A 17,289-nucleotide genomic window follows, 5' to 3' on the forward strand; every position below is an offset into this window, starting at 1 on the left:
GGTTATCGGTCCTCGTTCATCGAAGTGGTGCTCGGGCTGGCGGGTGCGTCAGCCCGGGAATGGTCGCAGGTGCCGGATCCGAAGCCACCGCTGGCCCCGTGTCCGGTCTCACCCCTCACGCTAGCGGGAAGCTCGTCGACCGGCTCCCAGACGACGTGAGCGCATTGCTGCACGACGAGTTGGGCGATGCGGTCGCCTCGGGCGATGTCGAACGCCTCGTCGCGGTCGAGGTTGATGAGGTTGACCTTGATCTCACCGCGATAACCGGCGTCGATCGTGCCAGGTGCGTTGACCATGCTGATGCCGTGCCGGTGCGCGAGCCCCGAGCGCGGATGCACCAGGCCCACCCAGCCGTCCGGAACGGCGATGGCGATGCCGGTGGCCACCAGCGCCCGCTCCCCCGGCTCGAGCCGGACCGGCTCTGCCGCGAACAGGTCCATGCCCGCGTCGCCGGGGCGGGCGTACGCGGGCACAGGCAGCTGCGGGTCGAGCTGCTTGATCCTGATCGTGAGTCGGTCGGTCATCGGTGCGTCAGCGGCGGGTGGCCGATGTGTCAGGCGCAGTCCTTGCAGATCGGCAAGCCGCCCCGCTCACCGGCCAGCTGGCTGCGGTGGTTGACCAGGAAGCACACCGAGCAGGTGAACTCGTCGGCCTGACGCGGGATGACACGGATCTCCATCTCCTCACCGGAGAGGTCCGCACCCGGCAGTTCGAAGCCTTCTGCCTGCTCGGTCTCGTCGACATCGACATTGCCGCTGCTGTCGTTGCGGCGGGACTTCAGCTCCTCGAGGCTGTCCTCGGAGAGGTCGTCGTCGGTCTTGCGTGGAGCGTCGTAATCGGTGGCCATCGGGGTCCTTCTTCGTCGTGATTCTCGGGCGCCGGCGCGCGCTTTCGCCGGGTTCAGTCGCGGTAACGCATCCGAGCTACTTTTTGTGCCCGTCGAGCCGGGATTGTGCACCATCGCCCACGCTCCGCGTGAACCCGCCCCCGCTACTCACCCGTAGGGGCGGCGCGCCGGGCGGATCGCCGGCTGCTCGATCAGGCCTCGCGGGCGGGGTCGATCCAGGTGCGGGCCGGCAGCACCCAGGCCGCCAGCTGCTCGACGAGCACCTGCGGACCGGCCACGACCAAGTCGCTGGTGGGCTCGGCGTCGATGCCACGGACCACGCCTCCGGCCTCGGCGACAATCAGTTGTCCGGCCGCGCGGTCCCACGGGTTGAGGCCCGACTCGTAGTAGACGTCGAGGCGGCCGGCGGCGATTGAGCACAGGTCGAGGGCGGCGCTGCCGATCCGGCGGACGTCGCGCACCTGGGAGATCACGTCGGTCAGCAACGCTGCCTGCCGGGCCCGCTTGGCGCTGTCGTAACCGAAGCCGGTGCCGAGCAGCGCCAGCGCGGGATCGGTCTGCGCGCTCACCTCGAGCCGACGCTCGTGTTCGCCGACCGACAACCGGGCACCGCCGCCGGCGTAGGCGTGGAACAGCTCGCGGGTCACGGGATTGAAGACCGCACCCGCTACTGGAACGAGACGTTCGGGATCGGCGAGGTCACCGACGCACGCGGCGACCGAGACCGCATAGGCGGGGATCTCGTACAGATAGTTCACCGTGCCGTCGATCGGGTCGACGACCCAGGTGATGCCACTGCTACCGGAATGGGAGGTGCCTTCCTCGCCCAGCACCCCGTCGTCCGGACGCAGGCGGGCGAGCTCGGCACGCAGCAACTGTTCGCTGCGGCTGTCCATCTCGGTGACGATGTCGGTGCGGCTCGACTTCGTCTGTGCGACACCGAGATCGACCGGACGCTCGTCAACGATGAGACGTCCGGCGAGCACCGCCACATGGCGAGCGACGTGTTCGAGATCGGCCGGGTCGACGTCGACTGGCAGGTGGTTGACGACCGACATCAGTCGGAACCGCACGCTGCAGGAAGCGCGGAGCGCAGGTTGGGACAGCACCCCGGGCGGCAGATCGGCGGCATGGCCTCACCCGGCCAGGCGGGCATCTGCACCTGCTCGCCGCGCGCCTGTGCCGCCCGCTCCTCGACGAGGTCGACGAGCCCGTGCACGAACTCCGGGTCGGTGCCGACCGTCGGCACCCGCGTCATCCGCAACCCGAGCTCCTGCGCAGTCTCCGCGGCCTCCGTGTCGAGGTCGAACACGACCTCCATGTGGTCGGAGGTGAACCCGATCGGTGCGACGACGACGTCGGTAACTCCATCGGCCGCCAGCGACCGCAGGTGGTCGTTGATGTCGGGCTCCAACCAGGGCTGCGACGGCGGACCGGACCGGGAGCAGTAGACGAGTGCGCCGTCCAGGTCGCGATCGAGTGTCGCTCCGATCTCGTCGAGGGCGACGTGGGCCAGCTCGTCGTGCTGGTGTTCGTACAGGTTGCCCTCGCCGTCGCCGGGTCCGGAGGTGTCGTCCATCGCTTCCGGGATGGAGTGGGTGACGAACAACACCCGCAGCAGCGCGTCGTCGGGCTGGTCGGCGGCACGGACGGCATCGGTGATGAGCCGGATATTCGTGCGCGAGAAGCTCGGGTGGGTGGCGTACTGGCGGACCTTGTCGACGTTGAGGCGTTTGCCTTCCTGCTCGAGCTCGGCCAACGAGGCGGCGATGTTCTCGCGGTACTGCCGGCACGAGCTGTAGGAGGAGTAGGCACTCGTGGTGATCGCCACGATGTTGCGCATGCCGGCGTCGTAGGCCTCGCGCAGCGCGTCGGTGAGGAAGGGTTCGCTGTTGCGGTTGCCCCACAGCACCGGGGTGCTGATGCCCCGTCGGCGCAGTTCGTCGTGCAGGGCCGACTTCAGAGCGCGGCATTGGTCGTTGATCGGACTCTTGCCACCGAACTGCAGGTAGTGGTGGGCAACCTCCTCGAGGCGCTCATCGGGGATGCCGCGTCCACCGGTCACCCGACGTAGGAACGGCATCACCTCCTCGGGCGCTTCCGGCCCACCGAAGGACAACAACAGCACGGCGTCGTAGGGCGGCAGCCCTTCGTCGTCGCCGACGCCGGTCGGTTGGGCCTGGGGTTCGACCAGTTCGACTGCGTCGCCTGCGTCGACTGGCTGCTCCGAGTGGGGCTGCCCGGCCTGGCCGGGGGCCGTGGGGTCTTTCGGGTCGAGCGGTTCGGATGTCGGAGAACTCATGCGCCCATTCTCCCCGACGCGGCCGACCTCGCGGACACCGGTGTTCGACGGCGTGCCGCGGGTTCCCGGGCGCTGCGGCGTGGCAAGGTTGGCCCCGTAGTCGAAGGTTCGGGAAGGCACTCATCACATGCGCGACTTGCGGTTCGTCGGTGTCGACGACGAAGGCACTCGGCTCCTCCTCGTCGATGAGGACGGTCAGCAGCATCAGGTTCAGATCGACGACGCCCTGCGTAGTGCGGTGCGGACGGTCCGTCCGCGTAGCTCGGACGAGGGTGTCGACCCAAACGTTCGTCCGCGTGACGTGCAGGCGATGCTGCGGTCGGGTCTGACCATCGACGAGGTAGCCGAACGCACGGGTTGGTCGCCGACGAAGGTCGGTCTGTTCGAGCCGCCCATTCGCGCCGAGCGCGACCACGTCGCGACGACGGCGCAGCGGTTGCCGCTGCACACCCGCGTCGCCGGCCGTGACCAGACCTCGACCGTCGGCGAGCGGGTCGGTGAGCGCCTTGCGCACCGCGGGGTCGAGGCCGCCGACATCACGTGGAACGCCTACCGCGGCGACCGCGGCTGGACGATCGAGTGCCGTTTTCCGGCCGGTGGCCGCCCGCGGGTCGCGACCTGGCGTTACGACGCGCAGACGCAGAGCCTCCACCCGACCGACGACGAAGCTCGTTGGTTGAGCGAGGAGGAGCAGCAGCCGGCGAACCTCCCCTTCGGTCGCACCACACCGGCCTCCGGGGTCTACGACGTCGTGGCCGAGGGTGGCCTCGACCAGTCGGCGCCCGCGGCGCGACCCGTGCAGCGCCAGTCGGCTCCGAAGATCCCGCACGCGCGGGTCGACGAGGCCGAGGTGGCGACCAAGCAGGAGCCCGAGGCCGAGCCGGCCGCAGCGGAGCCGGAGGTCGAGGAGACCGAGCAGAAGCACAGCGGTCCCGTCGACCTCGTGTCGGTGATGCGTGAACGGTCGAAGGCGCGGCGCCGCTCCGGCGGCCGGCGCAAGACCGACAACTCCCCCAACCATCCGGCCGGCAAGGGTCAGTCGGCCTCCGCCGAGCACCCGGACGACGAGTCCGCCGTCGAGGAGGTCGACGAGGCCACCATCGGCGCGGAGCACGGCGAGCAGGTTGCCCCGCACAAGCCGTCCGTCGACGACCTGGGTCACGACCCGGTGACGGGCACGGCCGACCTGTTCGGGCTGAAAGAGGTCGAGCCGCTGCGTCGCGAGGTGGTTCAGCCGGCCACCGAGCAGCCCACCGAGCAGCCCACCGAGGACGCGAAGGAGCCCACCGCGGAGCCGGACGCGCAGCCCGACGAGGACGCTGTCGACGAGGCGGCTGCGGACAGCTCCCCTGACGACGCGTCGGACGACGTGTCGGACGAGCCCACCACCGACGAGTCCGACGAGTCCGACGAGTCCGTCGAGGACGCGGAGCCGAAGCCGGCCGCGGTGAAGGCCGCACCCACGCCCGAGCCGGAAAGTGCGCCGAAGCGCGAGTCGGAGAGCATCGTGCCGGAGCGTCCGAGCCAGGCCCGCAAGGGACGTCCGGCGGTGCCGAGCTGGGACGACATCATGTTCGGCAAGCGCGGCCCGAAGGGCTGACGCTCAGCCGCGGCGGTCGCGCGGCGGGTGCATCGCCTGCTTGCGGCTGATGCCCACGGTCGGGCTGTCGTGCACCCGGTCGTACGGTTCGTTGCCGCTGCGGACGGTGCGTCCGGTGTGCCACCAGAGCACGAGCACCGCCCACACCACGAGCACGGCCGCCGAGAGATACATGCCGAGATGCGCGTTCGTCGGGATCGCGACGGCGATGATGCCGCCGATCACCCAGGACAGCTGCAGCAGTGTCTCGGAGCGGCCGAAGACGCTGGTGCGCATGTGTTCGGGCACGCGGTCCTGGATCAATGAGTCGAGCGCGAGCTTGCCCAACTGCTGTCCGACACCGGCGACGAGCGCCACCAGGACGGCCGTCCACAGGCGGAAGTTCAACGCCGCGAACACCACCACGGCAGCGTCGACGATCAACATCACCAGGACGATGATCCGCGGTGAAGCAACCTTCATCAGGTTGCCCATCACCGTGCCAAGAGCATTGCCGAGTCCCGCTGCGCCGAGCACGAGGGCCAGCAACTGGGTCTGCTTGTTCTCCCAGCCCGGGAACGGTTCGGCGCGCATCAGGAAGGCCATGAACAGCGTCAGGAAGCCGGACAGCCAGCGGAGGCCGGCGTTCGCCCGCAGCGCGGAGATGACGTCGCCGGAGATCGGAAACTTCGTCTTGCGCCGGAACATCGGCGCGGGCTTCTCGCCGATGGTCGAGTCGACCCGGGGTGGCAGCAGGATCGCCAAAATCGTGCCGATCGTGAACAGGACGAAGGCAACTCGCAGTGCCCACTCCGACCCGCCGAACTTCGCCGCACCACCGGCAAGTGCACCGGCCATGACGGCGCCGACGACTCCGGCCAGCGACAGCCGGCTGTTGGCCTTCACCAGCGTCATCGAATCGGGCAGCAGGCGTGGGGTCGCCGCGGATCGGCTGACCAGATACGCCTTGGACGAGACCAGCACGCACATTGCGACCGGGAACAGCAGGGTGGATTCAGCGGCAACCGCTCCTGCGAGCACCCAACAGAAGAAGGCGCGGATCGCGAGCGTGCCGCCGATCGCCCACCGGCGACCGTGGCGCAGGCGGTCGAGCACGGGACCGATCAGGGGCGCGACGATCGCGAACGGAAGCATTGTGAGGAGCAGGAACAGCAGCGTCTGGGTCTTGGCCTGCTCCCCGGGTGCGGCGAAGAAGACGGTGCCGGCCAGACCGATGGCGACGGCGGCGTCGCCGGCCGAACTGAACGCGTGCACCTCGATGAGGCGGCCGAGACCGGACTCACCGGCGCCGTGCGAGTTGCTCGCCCGACGGGCAGCCTTCAGGGTGCTTCGTCCGGCACCGGCGGTCATCCGGGCGACAGCGCCGGCCGAGCGTGCTACCCCTCGACCGACTACCCGGGTGCGCGAGGACGGCATCGCGGTGCCACCTGACGGTCCATCTCGGCGGTCGGCGTACCTGTCGTCGAACCGGCGTCGGTCACGGCGATCGTCGTCGTCACGTCCGTACTGGGATTCGTGGCCACGATCGTCGTAGCGGCGGCACTCCCGCCGCCGGTCGTCCGGGTGCTCCGTGCGCGGGCGCGGCAACGGGGCGGTGGGCCGGTGTTCGTCCCGCTCGCTCATCGCCTCGTCCCCTGCCCGGCGTCCATGTCGATCATGCTTCCATCCGCCGGTGTCACTGCCCGGGTGAAGTATCGCCCATCGGCGCCGAAGGCAGGGGGCACAATCCGAGATCGAAGGGAAGAATGTCCGCGGAACCGCTCTGCAGGCGGGCGGCGGCCGAGGTCATCCGGCGCATGTAATGACGTCGACACAGCACCTCGTACTCGACCGCGTGCGCGGTTTCGCCGGCGACGTCGCCGACGACGACCTGTTCGCCCTCGATGACCATGTGTCCGTCGACGACGCGGGCGTTGTGAGTGGCACCGCGACCGCACCAGCACAGCGCCTCGACCTGCGGCACCTGCAACCTGTCGGCGAGTTCGATCAGTCGCTTCGAACCCGGGAAGAGCTGGGTTCGAAAGTCGGCCATGATGCCGAACGCGTACACGTCGATGTCGCATTCGTCGACGACCCGCGCGAGCTGCTCGATCTGCTCCGGCTCGTAGAACTGGGCCTCGTCGCAGATGACGTAATGGATCTCGCGACCATGGGCGGTCTGCGCGATGACCAGTTCCCAGAAGTCCAGCTCGTCGGTCACCTCGACCGCCTCACGCGACAGGCCGAGACGGGAGGAGAGAACGGCCGCGCCGGCGCGGTCGTTCTTGGTGAAGATGAGTCCTTCGCGCCCGCGCGCTCGGTGGTTGTGCTCCATCTGCAGGGCGAGTGTGGACTTGCCGCAGTCCATGGTGCCGGAGAAGAAGACGAGTTCAGCCACGAGGTACGACTGTAGATGCCGAGTCCGCTCGGCCCGACAGGGGACGCGAGTGACCAGCTGTGTCGCCGCACAGAGCTCGTTCTCGTTGCCGCTGCAGATCCGCCGCAATACCTTCCTCCCCGCGCTGTCGACAGATCTGCAGAGCGATGTCCCAGTGTTCGATGGCGTCGTCCCACATGCCGGCTTCGGCCAGCGCGGAGGCCATCCGCGTCCGGATTCCGGCTTCCCACTGCCTCGCGCCACGCGCGTCGACGAGGGACAGACCGGATTCCATGAGTTCGAGGCCACGGGCGCGGTCACCGGCTCCGAGATGCCAACGGCCGAGTTCGTCGAGTGCTTCGGTCTCCAACTCGCGATCGCCACAGGCACGCGCGGACGCCACCGCGTCCTCCAGCAACTGTCTGGCCGGCTCACGCTGTCCGAGCCGCCTGCGCATGACGCCCACGTTGATCAGACCCATGCAGCGGCCACGCTCATTGCCGATGCGTTCGAAGATCTCCAGCGAGCGGGTCGCGGCATCCAGCCCCTCGTGCAGGTGCTCGTCACGGCACAGTTGCACTCCGACGTCGCGCAGCGCCGCCGCCTCCAGGAAGTCGTCCTTGGCTTGTCGGGCGAGTTCCAGTGCGCGGACCGCGAACCCGTAGGCGGTCGGCGCGCCGACGCGACCGGAGCTCAGTGACAGTGCCATCGCCGCCGCGGCCTGCAGCCTCGGCGAGCCGAGTTCCTCGGCAATACGGTCCGCCTCGTGCGCCGACCTCAGACTCTCCTGGTGCTCGCCTCGCGAGGTCTGTGCCGTGGAGAGATCCAGCAACAAGGACGCCCGCAGCACCGGTTCCTGACCGACCGAGGTGCGCAGTGCGTCCTGGAGATGCTGGGACCAGTCGAAAAACATCGACCGAGTGGTGCAGTACGCCGTGAAGGCCAGCGCCAGCAGCACGGACTCGCGTTGTTCCGCTTCGTCCTGCGACGACAGTCCGCTGGCCAACAGTTCGCGGATGTGGTCGACCTCGAGGGCGATCGCCGACAACGACCCCACCGCGTCGAAGTCGTGCGGCCAATCCTGCGCGTGGTGCTGCGCCAAGCCCTCGGGGTGGCTCGGACGCACCTGCTCGCGGGCAGTCCAACCCAAGGCGGCGTACGCGCGCCGGCAGCGACGCCTGATCCCGGCGACCTCGGCGTCGTCGAGTTCATCGGCAAGTTCGCGTGCGTGGTCGTGGACGAGGTCGTGAACACTGAACTGCCCCGGGCCGATGCTGTCCAGCAGGCTCGTGTCGGTCAGCCGCTCCAACGCGGCCCGCGCACGGTCCAGCGAGATGTCGGCCAGCGCTGCCGCGGTGACGACCGAGACCGAGCGCCTGCGCAGAATCCCGATCCGCACGAACAGACGGTGTGCATCGTCGAGGTCACCGCGCCCCGTCTCCAGATGCCACAACGTCTCTTCGATGCACCTGCGGACGGCGACATCGCCGATCCGCAACTCATGAAGGCGATCGCCCTGTCTCGCAACGCGTTCGGCCAGGTAGGAGACCGGCCACGACGTGCGGCGCTGGAGCCGCGCACCGATGATCTTGATGGCGAGCGGCAGGCCCGCACAACTGTGCAGCAGGGACGCTGTCGCCTCCGGTTCGGCTTCCAGACGTGGCGCACCGACGAGGTCCTGCAGCAACGCGCGACCAGCCCGGTCATCGAGCACCGGCACCGCCACGTGCACCAGATCCACGCCGAGCGGTGGCGCGGCGCGTCCACTGACCAGCAGGACGCAGTCGCCTCCGGGCACGAGATCGTCCAGTGGAAGGTCGGGGGGCATGTCGTCCAGCACGATCAGCAACTTTCGACCCGCGCTGAGCGATCGGTACATGGCGACCGCGGCCGCACGTCGGGTCGGTACGGGCGTGCCTTCAGCGAGTAGCGACTCAAGGACGAAGGACAGGGCGTCGTCCGCTGTCAACGCCGAACCTCGCTGTCCCCCACACATATCGAGGTGAATCCGGCCGTCGGTGAATTCGTCGGCCAACAGGTGCGCAGCCTGGACGAGCACCGCCGACTTTCCCAAGCCACCCATTCCGCTGAGTACGACCGTGCGAGCACCCCTACGAACAGCGCGGACGACGTGGTCCACGAGCTCCGCACGTCCGAACAGACACGTCGGTGGTGCCGGTAACTGGTCGGGCACGAGCCGGTGGTGGTCGGTGCGGTTGTCCGTGGGCCTTCGATCGGACTCCCGCGCCGACGCAGGCGTGCCCGAGTCCGGGGGCGAGGCTCGGGTGGCTGCGGGTCGCCGGGCCCGCTCCTCCATCTGGCGACGAACCGACTCATCGACTCGTAATGCACGAGCCAACAAATCGATCGTGGACCGTCGAGGGTGCAGCCGGTGCCCCCGCTCCAAGGCGCTGATTCCTTCGATACTGAGGCCGCTGCGTTCGGCGAGAGCCTCCTGGGTCAACCCCGCGTCGAGCCGCAGGGCCCGCAACAGGTGCGCGAAGTCCAACGCATTGTCGATCGCTTCCACAGACATCCACGAGCCTCCATCGCCACTCCCGATGACCACCACTTCGTCGGCTTCCGGCCTGACGAGCGTATGGACTTCCCAGCCCGTACGACCGAAAGGGCGACCGGACATGTCCGGGTTGTCCGTGGCGTGAGACGCGCTCCCGCTGAAAGCTGGTTCCGTTCCACTTCAGTTCACACACAGTCACACCACACGTATCACACAGGGAGAAGAACGATGAAGCTCACCAAGCGAGTGGCCGCGATCGCCGCGGCCGGCGCCCTCACGTTCACCGGAGCGGTTGCTGTCAGTGTCAACAACTCGGACGCGGCGTCGGCCGCCGGATGCGACTCGTGGAGTTCGACGCTGCGCAAGTCCAGCAGGGGCGCCGCCGTGAAGGAACTGCAGATCCGAGTCGCCGCCTTCGTGCCCTCGGGTCAGGTGATGGGTACCGACGGCGTCTACGGCGACCAGACCGTTGCTGCCGTCCGCGGCTTCCAGAAAGCGTACGGACTGACGGCGGACGGCGTGGCCGGCACGAAGACCTTCAGCAAGCTGCGTTCCCTCACCTCCTCCGACTGCACGCCGATCCACTTCACCTACCGGGAGGCGAGCAACAACTGCGGCAAGGGCTTCACCGGGAATTCCTGGCACAAGGCGAACCTGCGCCGTTCGCTGTGGCAGGCGGAGGGGCTGCGCAGGAAGATGGGTGACAAGCCGCTGAAGATCACCTCCGGCTACCGCGACCCGGCCTGCGACCGTTCCGTCGGCGGCAGCGGAAGCGGGATGCACACGACCGGCATGGCGATCGACTTCGTGCCGATGGGCTCGCAGACCTACTGCTCGATCACCAAGGCCGCCACCCGTAACGGTTACGGCGGCATCTTCGGTCCTGGTTACCCCGCCCACAGCGACCATGTGCACGCCGACTGGCGCTCGGGCAAGATCTGGTCCGCGTCCAAGTGCGGGGTGTGAGTCGCGATGACACGCATGACACACATGACACCGACCACGCAAAGGAGGCGAATCGCGTTGCGGATCGCGGCGGCCGCGGTTGCTACCGGTTCCGTTTTCGCCACCGCTGCGGCGCTCGCCCCGAGCGCCGACGCATTCAGCCGGGCGGCGTATCCCGTGCTCTCTGCGGGAAACCGCGGCGCCGACGTGCAAGCAGTGCAGTACCTGCTGACCGCACGTGGCCACTCGGTAGGAGCTGACGGAACGTTCGGCAACGCCACCAAGACGGCTGTCGTCGCGTTCCAGAAGTCCAAGCGTCTGACCGCCGACGGCGTGGTGGGCGCCCGCACCTGGGATGCCCTGACCGTGACCGTCCGCAGCGGCTCGTCCGGCAACGACGTCAAGGCGTTGCAGATGTTGCTGAACAACAAGCGCGGCGCCGGCCTCACGGTCGACGGCAAGTTCGGCGCAGGTACCCGATCCGCGGTGGCCGCGTTCCAGAAGCACGCCGGCATCAGCGCGGACGGCGTGGCCGGAGCAACGACCTGGCGCAACCTGGCGTGGCACTACATGACGCCGTCGTGGACGAACATCTGTGACCAGAATCCCGACGGGAACAAGACGGCCAACTGGGGTGCTGCCTCGACCATCGCCCAGTTGAACACCGCAGCGGCCACCTTCCGTGCGACCGGGCAGGGCAAGGTGCCCGTGGGCGACATCAGTTTCGAGCACGGCGGCGACATTGCCGGTCACGCCTCCCACGAACTAGGGGTCGATGTCGATCTGTGGCCGATCCGCACCGACAGCGCTCAGTGCACAGCGGGTCGCATCACCTGGAAGTCCTCCGCCTACGACCGGTCCGCCACCCGGCAACTGGTCAAGTCGATCCGTGCCGCAGCTCCCGGGCAGATCGCACTCGTCTACTTCAACGATCCGGTGTTGATCAAGGAAGGGCTGACCACGGCGTACCCGAATCACGACAACCACGTGCACGTGCGGTACCGCTGACCACCGGCTGTGCACGACCTACCGGGGCCGGCGCCGGATTCCCCCATTCCGACGCCGGCCTCGTCCACACCCAGCCTCCTATGGAAGGACCCTGATGAACCTGCCCGACCGCTCGATGGACGTCTCCCGCAGAGCCATGCTCACCGGCACGCTCGGCGCCGGTGCCCTGCTCACCCTCGGCGACCGGCCGTCGGCCCTCGGTGCCGTCTCCGGTACCGGCGCGCGATCTGTCGCGGTGCCGATCACCTCCTGTGCCACGTGGGGCGCGAAGCCCCCCACCGAGCCGGTGCGTCTGACCTCGCCGCTGCAACAGTTGATCGTGCATCACACGGCAACCCCGAACAGCACCGACTACAGCCAGAAACACGCGTTCGCGTTCGCCCGCTCGGTCCAGCAGTCGCACTTCGCACGCGATTGGATCGACACCGGCCAGCACCTGACGATCAGCCGGGGCGGGCACGTCCTGGAGGGTCGTCACCGCACGCTGGAGTCGTTGGCCACACGGACGCAGTTCCCACTCGGCGCCCACTGCACCGACATGAATCCCGTTGCATTCGGCATCGAGAACGAAGGGACGTACAGCGAGGTCCTGCCACCCGCGGCATTGTGGAAGCGTCTGGTCGAGACCTGTGCCTTCGTCTGCAGCACCTACCGAGTCGATCCGAAGATCATCGTCGGGCATCGCGACCACCAGAGCACCGACTGTCCGGGGGAACAGTTGTACAAGAAGCTGCCCGCCCTGCGCTCCTCGGTACGCACCTCGATGGCAGCTCGGCCGTGGGGCAGGGTGTCGCCCGGCGACGTGAGCCCGAACGTCCGAGCGGCCCAGTTGCTCCTGCGGCAGACCGGACGGTCGGTGCCGGTCGACGGAGGGTACGACTCCGCAATGACCTCCGTCGTGAAGTCCTACCAGGGCGCCAAAGGGATGTTCTTCGTCGACGGGATCATTGGCGCGGGGACCTGGGAGTCCGGACTCACGCCGACCCTGCGCACCGGCTCGACCGCGCGGGATGCGGTCCGCGCGGCGCAGACGATGCTCACCGCGCGAGGTCACCGGACCACCATCAGCGGCACCTTCGACGATGCGACCTCACGTGCCGTGAAGGCGTTCCAGAGCAGTCGCTCGCTGACCGCCGACGCAGTGATCGGCCTCGATACCTGGTCACGGTTGCTCGCCTAGGCGTGCTGGCCGGCTGGCCGGTCGACTCAGTCGGCGGGACGGTGCAGCACCGGAACGGCCATCTCAGCCGAGGTGAGCGAGCCATGCTGACCGATGAGCCCTCCGACCGTGGTGGTCATCACGCGGGAGTCCCAGTAGCCGTACGGGCCGTCCATCGCCACGAGCACGTCGCCGAGGCGGGGCGCGATATGTGGTTGCACCGGGCCGAACAGTCCTCGCGAGACAGCGTCGGCCATCGGCAGCACCCAGCCCTGCTCGCCCAGACGCGCGGTCCACGTGGCCAGGACGTCGTCGGTCGCGCCGGGTTCGCAGTACAGCTGCAGTGCGCGCATCTCACCGCCGGTGACGCGGACGCCGGCGGCGAGTTCGTCGTCGAAGGCGATGTCGACCTTGTTGTCGGCGGGGACGTCGATCATCCCGTGGTCGGCGGTGACGGTCAGGGACACACCGGCGGGCAGCCCTTGCGCCAGCCGCTGCAGTTCGGCGTCGACGGCCTCGAGTTCGTCAACCCATTCCCATGAGCCGCAACCGTGTTCGTGACCCGTGCGGTCGAGGTTGCCCCAGTAGAGGTAGGTCAGGCTGCGCGGTTGCTGTCGCAAGCGGGCGAGCACGAGATCGACCCGCTGGGCCAGGGTGGCAGCGGTCGCGAAATCGGCCCCGCGCAACGCCGCCGTGGTGAGGCCGGAGCCCTCGAAGTAGTCGTTGGCGACCATCGTGGTGGCGATGCCTGCTGCGGCGACTCGCTCGAAGACCGTGGTCTCGCGCTGCCATGTGCGCGGGTCGGGGCCGTCTTCCCAGGACAACTCGTTGAACAGCTGCCCGGTGTCGGGGTCGACCACCTGATAGCCGAGCAGGCCGTGGGCGCCGGGCGGCAGGCCGGTGCCGAAGGTGCCCATGCTCGTCGCGGTGGTGGCCGGAAAACCGGCGGTGGCCGGAGTCGACTCGGGCAGCAGCGAGCGCAGGAACGGCGCATGCCCCGAGCGGGCGCGCAGCAGTTCGAGGCCGAGACCGTCAACGAGCACGACGACGGCGCCGCGGGCCTGCGGCAAGGCGCCGGTGAAGCCCTTCACCCCGAGCGAGGCCGCCACCGAGGGCAGCACCCCGGCGAGGTCACCGGCCCCGTACCCCGGAGCAGGCGGCAGCGCCGAACTCCCTGCAGAACTCCCTGCAGAACTCACGTGAGTCAGTGGCCCGTCGCCGACGACAAGGCGGCGGCGAAGGCGAGCGCGTTCTGCAGGTTGCGCTCGCCGTCGGCGTCGGCGCTCACCCGGATGCTGATGTCGTCGGCGGTGATCGTGCCTTCGTAGCCGTGGTCGGCGGCGCAGTCGGGGTCGCCGCACGCCGCCGGGAGCATGTCGACGCGGCTGACGGTGCCCCAGCCGATGGTCACCGTGACCTCGCGGCCGAGGCTACCGGGCCGGTACTTCTCCGGCGAGTTGACCACGTGGGTGAGCATCACGCCGCGGATGGCCGACAGCGGCACGGTCTCGGTGGTCGCGGTGGCGACATTGCGAGCCACCACGGTCGGGGCGTCGAGCGAGGGGGTGTGGTCGTCGGCGTGGGCGATGACCAGGCGTCCGCCGCTCATCACCAGCACGGTGATGTGGCGTCGCACCGTCTCGGTGTCGATGGTCGTCTCGGCCTGCACCAGGTGGGCGTCGACCGAGTGCGGACCGATCGCGGCCTTGAGCACGTCGGCGACCAACGCCGGGTAGTAGCCCGCCTGCTCGATGTCGTGCAGCAGCGCGTCGGGAAGCGTGGTCGCGGTCAGGTGCGAGGAAGACATAACCGGCATCTTCCCACGCCTGCCCGACAGCCCCACTCGGCGAACCTCGTCAGCGGCCGGCCAGCGGCAGGTCACAGTGCGCTCATCGTGCGGCGGTCGCCGTCGCTGCGTCCGACGGGTGGCGCGACCACGACGGTCGCCCCGAGCACTTCGGCTCCCCACCGGTGGGTGTTCACCGGGTTGAGTTGCAGGTCGTAGACCTGCGGGTGGCTGTTCGCCAACACCGAGATGCGGGCGACGACGTCGCGCAGTGCGTCCCGGTCGATCGCGGCCCGCTGCCCGAAGCCGTCGAGGATCGGGGCGGCCCGCACCGAGTTGATGAGGTCGTCGACGTCGCCGGTCGTGAACGGCGGGATGCGGTAGCCGAAGTCGTTCATCACCTCGGTCGGCACACCGCCGAGACTGAACCGGACGATCGGCCCGAACAGCGCGTCCTCCCCGGAGGTGACCACGCAGGCGATGCCGGGTTCGGCCATCCGCTGCACCACGAAGGTGTTCGCGCCGATCGGTGCCAGCCGGTCGTCAAGCGCGGTGTAGGCGTCGGCCACCGCCTGCGCGCTGTTGAGGTCGGCCCGCACCGACGACACCGGTTGGATGCGCACGACCGGTGAGGTCGACTTCAGCACCACCGGGTAGCCGATCTCCTCGGCGGCGGCGACGGCCTCCTGGGCGGACGTGACCAGGGTCGACGGCCACAGCTCGATGCCGTACGCGGACAGCAGCTCCCGGGTCTCGACGGCGTCGAGTTCGCGGCCTTCGGGCGATTCGTCGAGCACGTTCTGGATGATCGCGGCAGCCCGGTCGTGGTCGATGCCGTCGGGCATCACGAGGTCGTCGGTCTGGCGTTCGAGCCATTGCGCGTAGCGGGTGGTCGCGGCGAGCGAGCGGATGGCGTCCTCGGGCATGGAGTAGGACGGCACGACCTCGTGTCGGCCGCCGGCGCCCACCCCGCCGGAGAGCACCTCGGACACACCCTGGATGCCGAGGAAGGTGGTCAGGCAGGGCTTGTCGTACTCGGCCGCGAGTTCGCCGAGGGTGCGGGCGATCTCCAGCCCCTCGGACTGACGGGGCGGCACGAACGCGGTGACGACCGAGTCGACCTCGGGGTCTTCGAAGGCCGCCCGGACGGCGTCGCGGAAGGCGTGTTGGTCGGCCTCGGGTGACAGGTTGATCGGGCCGTGGGTGACCCGCAGCCACCACGACACGCACGCATCGGCCGCCAACGCCCCGAGCGCGTCGGAGTTGCCGACGATCGCGACCCGCTCCCCCTTCGGCAGCGGCTGGTGCACCACGAGTTGGGCGATGTCGAACATCTGGTGCACGTTCTCCACCCGGATGACACCCGCCTGCCGCAACATCGCCCGGAACGCCTCCGGCGGGATCCGGGTGGGTCGCACCCGGTGCCCGGGCGGCACACCGTAGGAAGACACCCCCGACTTCACGACGATGACCGGCTTGGCCTTCGACAGCCGCCGGGCGATGCGGTTGAACTTGCGCGGGTTGCCCATCGACTCCAGGTACATCCCGACCGCGCGGGTGTCGTCGTCGTCGAGCCAGTACTGCATGAGGTCGTTGCCGGAGACGTCGGCGCGGTTGCCGGCCGACACGAAGGTGCTCAGGCCGAGACCACGCTCGGCGACCGACTCCAGGCCGGCGACCGCGAGCGCACCGCTCTGGGAGAACAGACCGAGCGCCCCGGCAGCCGGCATGTTCGGCGCCAGCGAGGCATTGATCGAGGTCTGCTCGGCGGTGTTGATCAGCCCGAAGGAGTTGGGACCGACAACCCGCATGCCGTGCGTGCGCGCGGTGCGCAACAGTTCGGTCTGCAGTGCCTCGCCCTCCGCGCCGGCCTCCGCAAACCCGGACGACACCACCAGCACCCCGCGCACGCCGTGGTCGGCGCACTCGCGCACGACGGTCGGCACCTCCGGCGCCGGGACGGCGACCACGGCCAGGTCGATCTCGCCGGGCACCTGGCTGAGGGCGGCGAAGACCTCCCCGTCGACCTCGGCGTGCGGGGTGCGGTTCACCGCGTACAACTGGCCGGTGAACCCGCCGCCGCGCAGGTGCTCGTACAGGTCGCGACCGGTCGACTCGCGGTTGCGTGACACCCCGATGACGACGACGCTGCGCGGGTTGAGCAGGGCGCGGATGCTGGCCGACTCGGCCCGCTGTTCGCGGGCGACCCGTACCGCTTCGCTGGCGTCGGTCGCACCGATCGGGAAGGCCAGGGAGATGACGCCGTCGTCGAAGTGGTGCTTCACCTCGAACCCCGCGTCGATGAAGACGCCCATCATCTTGCGGTTCTGCGGCAGCACGTCGGCGGTGAACTCCTCGACGCCGGCCTCCCGCCCGATCGCGGCGAGGTGTTCGAGCAGCACCGACCCGATGCCGCGACCCTGGAAATGGTCGGACACGTTGAACGCGACCTCCGCCGAGTGCCCGGTCGGGCCGTCGAGGCGGTCGTAGCGAGCGACGCCGAGGAGTTCCTCACCTGCCTCGAGCACCAGCGCGACCCGCTGGACGTAGTCGACCGTCGCGAACCGCTTGGCGTCCTTGTCCGAAAGTTCCTTCATCGGCGCGAAGAAACGCAGGTAGATCGACTCGGGCGACTGGCGCCGGTGGAACTCCTGCAGCGCGGCGACGTCGTCGGGCCGGATCGGCCGGATCTGCGCCACCGATCCGTCCCGCAGCACCACGTCCGCTTCCCACTGCACCGGGTATGTCGAGGGCGTCTCGCTCATGGC

The 17,289-nt window shown here is 69.0% G+C and carries 14 protein-coding genes and 1 pseudogene; 4 read left to right on the forward strand and 11 right to left on the reverse strand.

Features of this window, described 5'->3' with window-relative positions:
• Positions 1-2 precede the first annotated feature (2 nt).
• From dut to DFJ65_RS12105, 4 genes are all read right to left on the reverse strand, one after another.
• Positions 3-524 (reverse strand): dUTP diphosphatase, encoded by a 522-nt coding sequence (dut, locus tag DFJ65_RS12090; RefSeq protein ID WP_115923228.1) that lies wholly within the window; start codon positions 522-524, stop codon positions 3-5.
• A gap of 29 nt (positions 525-553) precedes the next feature.
• Positions 554-847, reverse strand: a complete 294-nt coding sequence (locus tag DFJ65_RS12095) for a DUF4193 domain-containing protein (RefSeq protein WP_115923229.1) — start codon at positions 845-847, stop codon at positions 554-556.
• 191 nt (positions 848-1,038) lie between these two features.
• Entirely contained in the window at positions 1,039-1,905 is an 867-nt protein-coding gene (locus DFJ65_RS12100; RefSeq protein ID WP_115923230.1) for an inositol monophosphatase family protein, read from the reverse strand.
• Positions 1,905-3,149, reverse strand: coding sequence for a ferrochelatase (locus tag DFJ65_RS12105; RefSeq protein WP_115924282.1), 1,245 nt, complete (start codon positions 3,147-3,149; stop codon positions 1,905-1,907). Before DFJ65_RS12105 ends, DFJ65_RS12100 begins: the two co-directional genes overlap by 1 nt.
• Positions 3,150-3,276: 127 nt before the next feature.
• On the opposite strand from DFJ65_RS12105, the gene sepH reads away from it, so the two are divergent.
• The gene (gene sepH, locus DFJ65_RS12110; RefSeq protein WP_115923231.1) at positions 3,277-4,749 is read left to right on the forward strand and encodes a septation protein SepH; all 1,473 of its coding nucleotides are present in this window, start codon (positions 3,277-3,279) and stop codon (positions 4,747-4,749) included.
• 3 nt (positions 4,750-4,752) lie between these two features.
• On the opposite strand, the gene DFJ65_RS12115 is transcribed toward sepH, so the two are convergent.
• From DFJ65_RS12115 to DFJ65_RS18535, 4 genes and pseudogenes are all read right to left on the reverse strand, one after another.
• The gene (locus DFJ65_RS12115; RefSeq protein ID WP_245950208.1) at positions 4,753-6,372 is read right to left on the reverse strand and encodes an MFS transporter; all 1,620 of its coding nucleotides are present in this window, start codon (positions 6,370-6,372) and stop codon (positions 4,753-4,755) included.
• A 52-nt stretch (positions 6,373-6,424) separates the two neighbouring features.
• A complete protein-coding gene (locus tag DFJ65_RS12120) occupies positions 6,425-7,126 on the reverse strand; it encodes a thymidine kinase (RefSeq protein ID WP_115923232.1) in 702 nt (233 codons plus the stop codon).
• A complete protein-coding gene (locus tag DFJ65_RS12125) occupies positions 7,119-8,954 on the reverse strand; it encodes a hypothetical protein (protein ID WP_484038972.1) in 1,836 nt (611 codons plus the stop codon). The genes DFJ65_RS12120 and DFJ65_RS12125 overlap by 8 nt, the downstream gene beginning before the upstream one ends.
• 483 nt (positions 8,955-9,437) lie before the next feature.
• Positions 9,438-9,746, reverse strand: a pseudogene (locus tag DFJ65_RS18535) (helix-turn-helix domain-containing protein); the annotation flags it as partial.
• A 105-nt stretch (positions 9,747-9,851) separates the two neighbouring features.
• On the opposite strand from DFJ65_RS18535, the gene DFJ65_RS12130 reads away from it, so the two are divergent.
• The 3 genes from DFJ65_RS12130 to DFJ65_RS12140 all read left to right on the forward strand — a co-directional run bounded on the left by DFJ65_RS12130 (position 9,852) and on the right by DFJ65_RS12140 (position 12,756).
• Positions 9,852-10,589 carry a M15 family metallopeptidase gene (locus tag DFJ65_RS12130; RefSeq protein WP_115923234.1) on the forward strand — a complete coding sequence of 246 codons (738 nt, stop codon included), beginning with the start codon at positions 9,852-9,854 and terminating at the stop codon, positions 10,587-10,589.
• Positions 10,590-10,613: 24 nt separating this feature from the next.
• Positions 10,614-11,576 carry a penicillin-insensitive murein endopeptidase gene (locus tag DFJ65_RS12135; protein WP_211308433.1) on the forward strand — a complete coding sequence of 321 codons (963 nt, stop codon included), beginning with the start codon at positions 10,614-10,616 and terminating at the stop codon, positions 11,574-11,576.
• A 94-nt stretch (positions 11,577-11,670) separates the two neighbouring features.
• The gene (locus tag DFJ65_RS12140) at positions 11,671-12,756 is read left to right on the forward strand and encodes a peptidoglycan recognition protein family protein (protein ID WP_115923236.1); all 1,086 of its coding nucleotides are present in this window, start codon (positions 11,671-11,673) and stop codon (positions 12,754-12,756) included.
• A gap of 26 nt (positions 12,757-12,782) precedes the next feature.
• Here DFJ65_RS12140 and DFJ65_RS12145 read toward each other — a convergent pair whose 3' ends face one another.
• The 3 genes from DFJ65_RS12145 to DFJ65_RS12155 form a co-directional block, all read right to left on the reverse strand.
• Positions 12,783-13,934 (reverse strand): alkaline phosphatase family protein, encoded by a 1,152-nt coding sequence (locus DFJ65_RS12145; RefSeq protein WP_245950212.1) that lies wholly within the window; start codon positions 13,932-13,934, stop codon positions 12,783-12,785.
• Between the two features lie 5 nt (positions 13,935-13,939).
• Positions 13,940-14,542, reverse strand: coding sequence for a DUF5998 family protein (locus tag DFJ65_RS12150; RefSeq protein ID WP_115923237.1), 603 nt, complete (start codon positions 14,540-14,542; stop codon positions 13,940-13,942).
• Between the two features lie 71 nt (positions 14,543-14,613).
• A complete protein-coding gene (locus DFJ65_RS12155; protein ID WP_245950214.1) occupies positions 14,614-17,286 on the reverse strand; it encodes a bifunctional acetate--CoA ligase family protein/GNAT family N-acetyltransferase in 2,673 nt (890 codons plus the stop codon).
• Positions 17,287-17,289 lie beyond the last annotated feature (3 nt).

It is taken from the genome of Calidifontibacter indicus (assembly GCF_003386865.1).
GTDB lineage: Bacteria > Actinomycetota > Actinomycetes > Actinomycetales > Dermatophilaceae > Yimella > Yimella indica.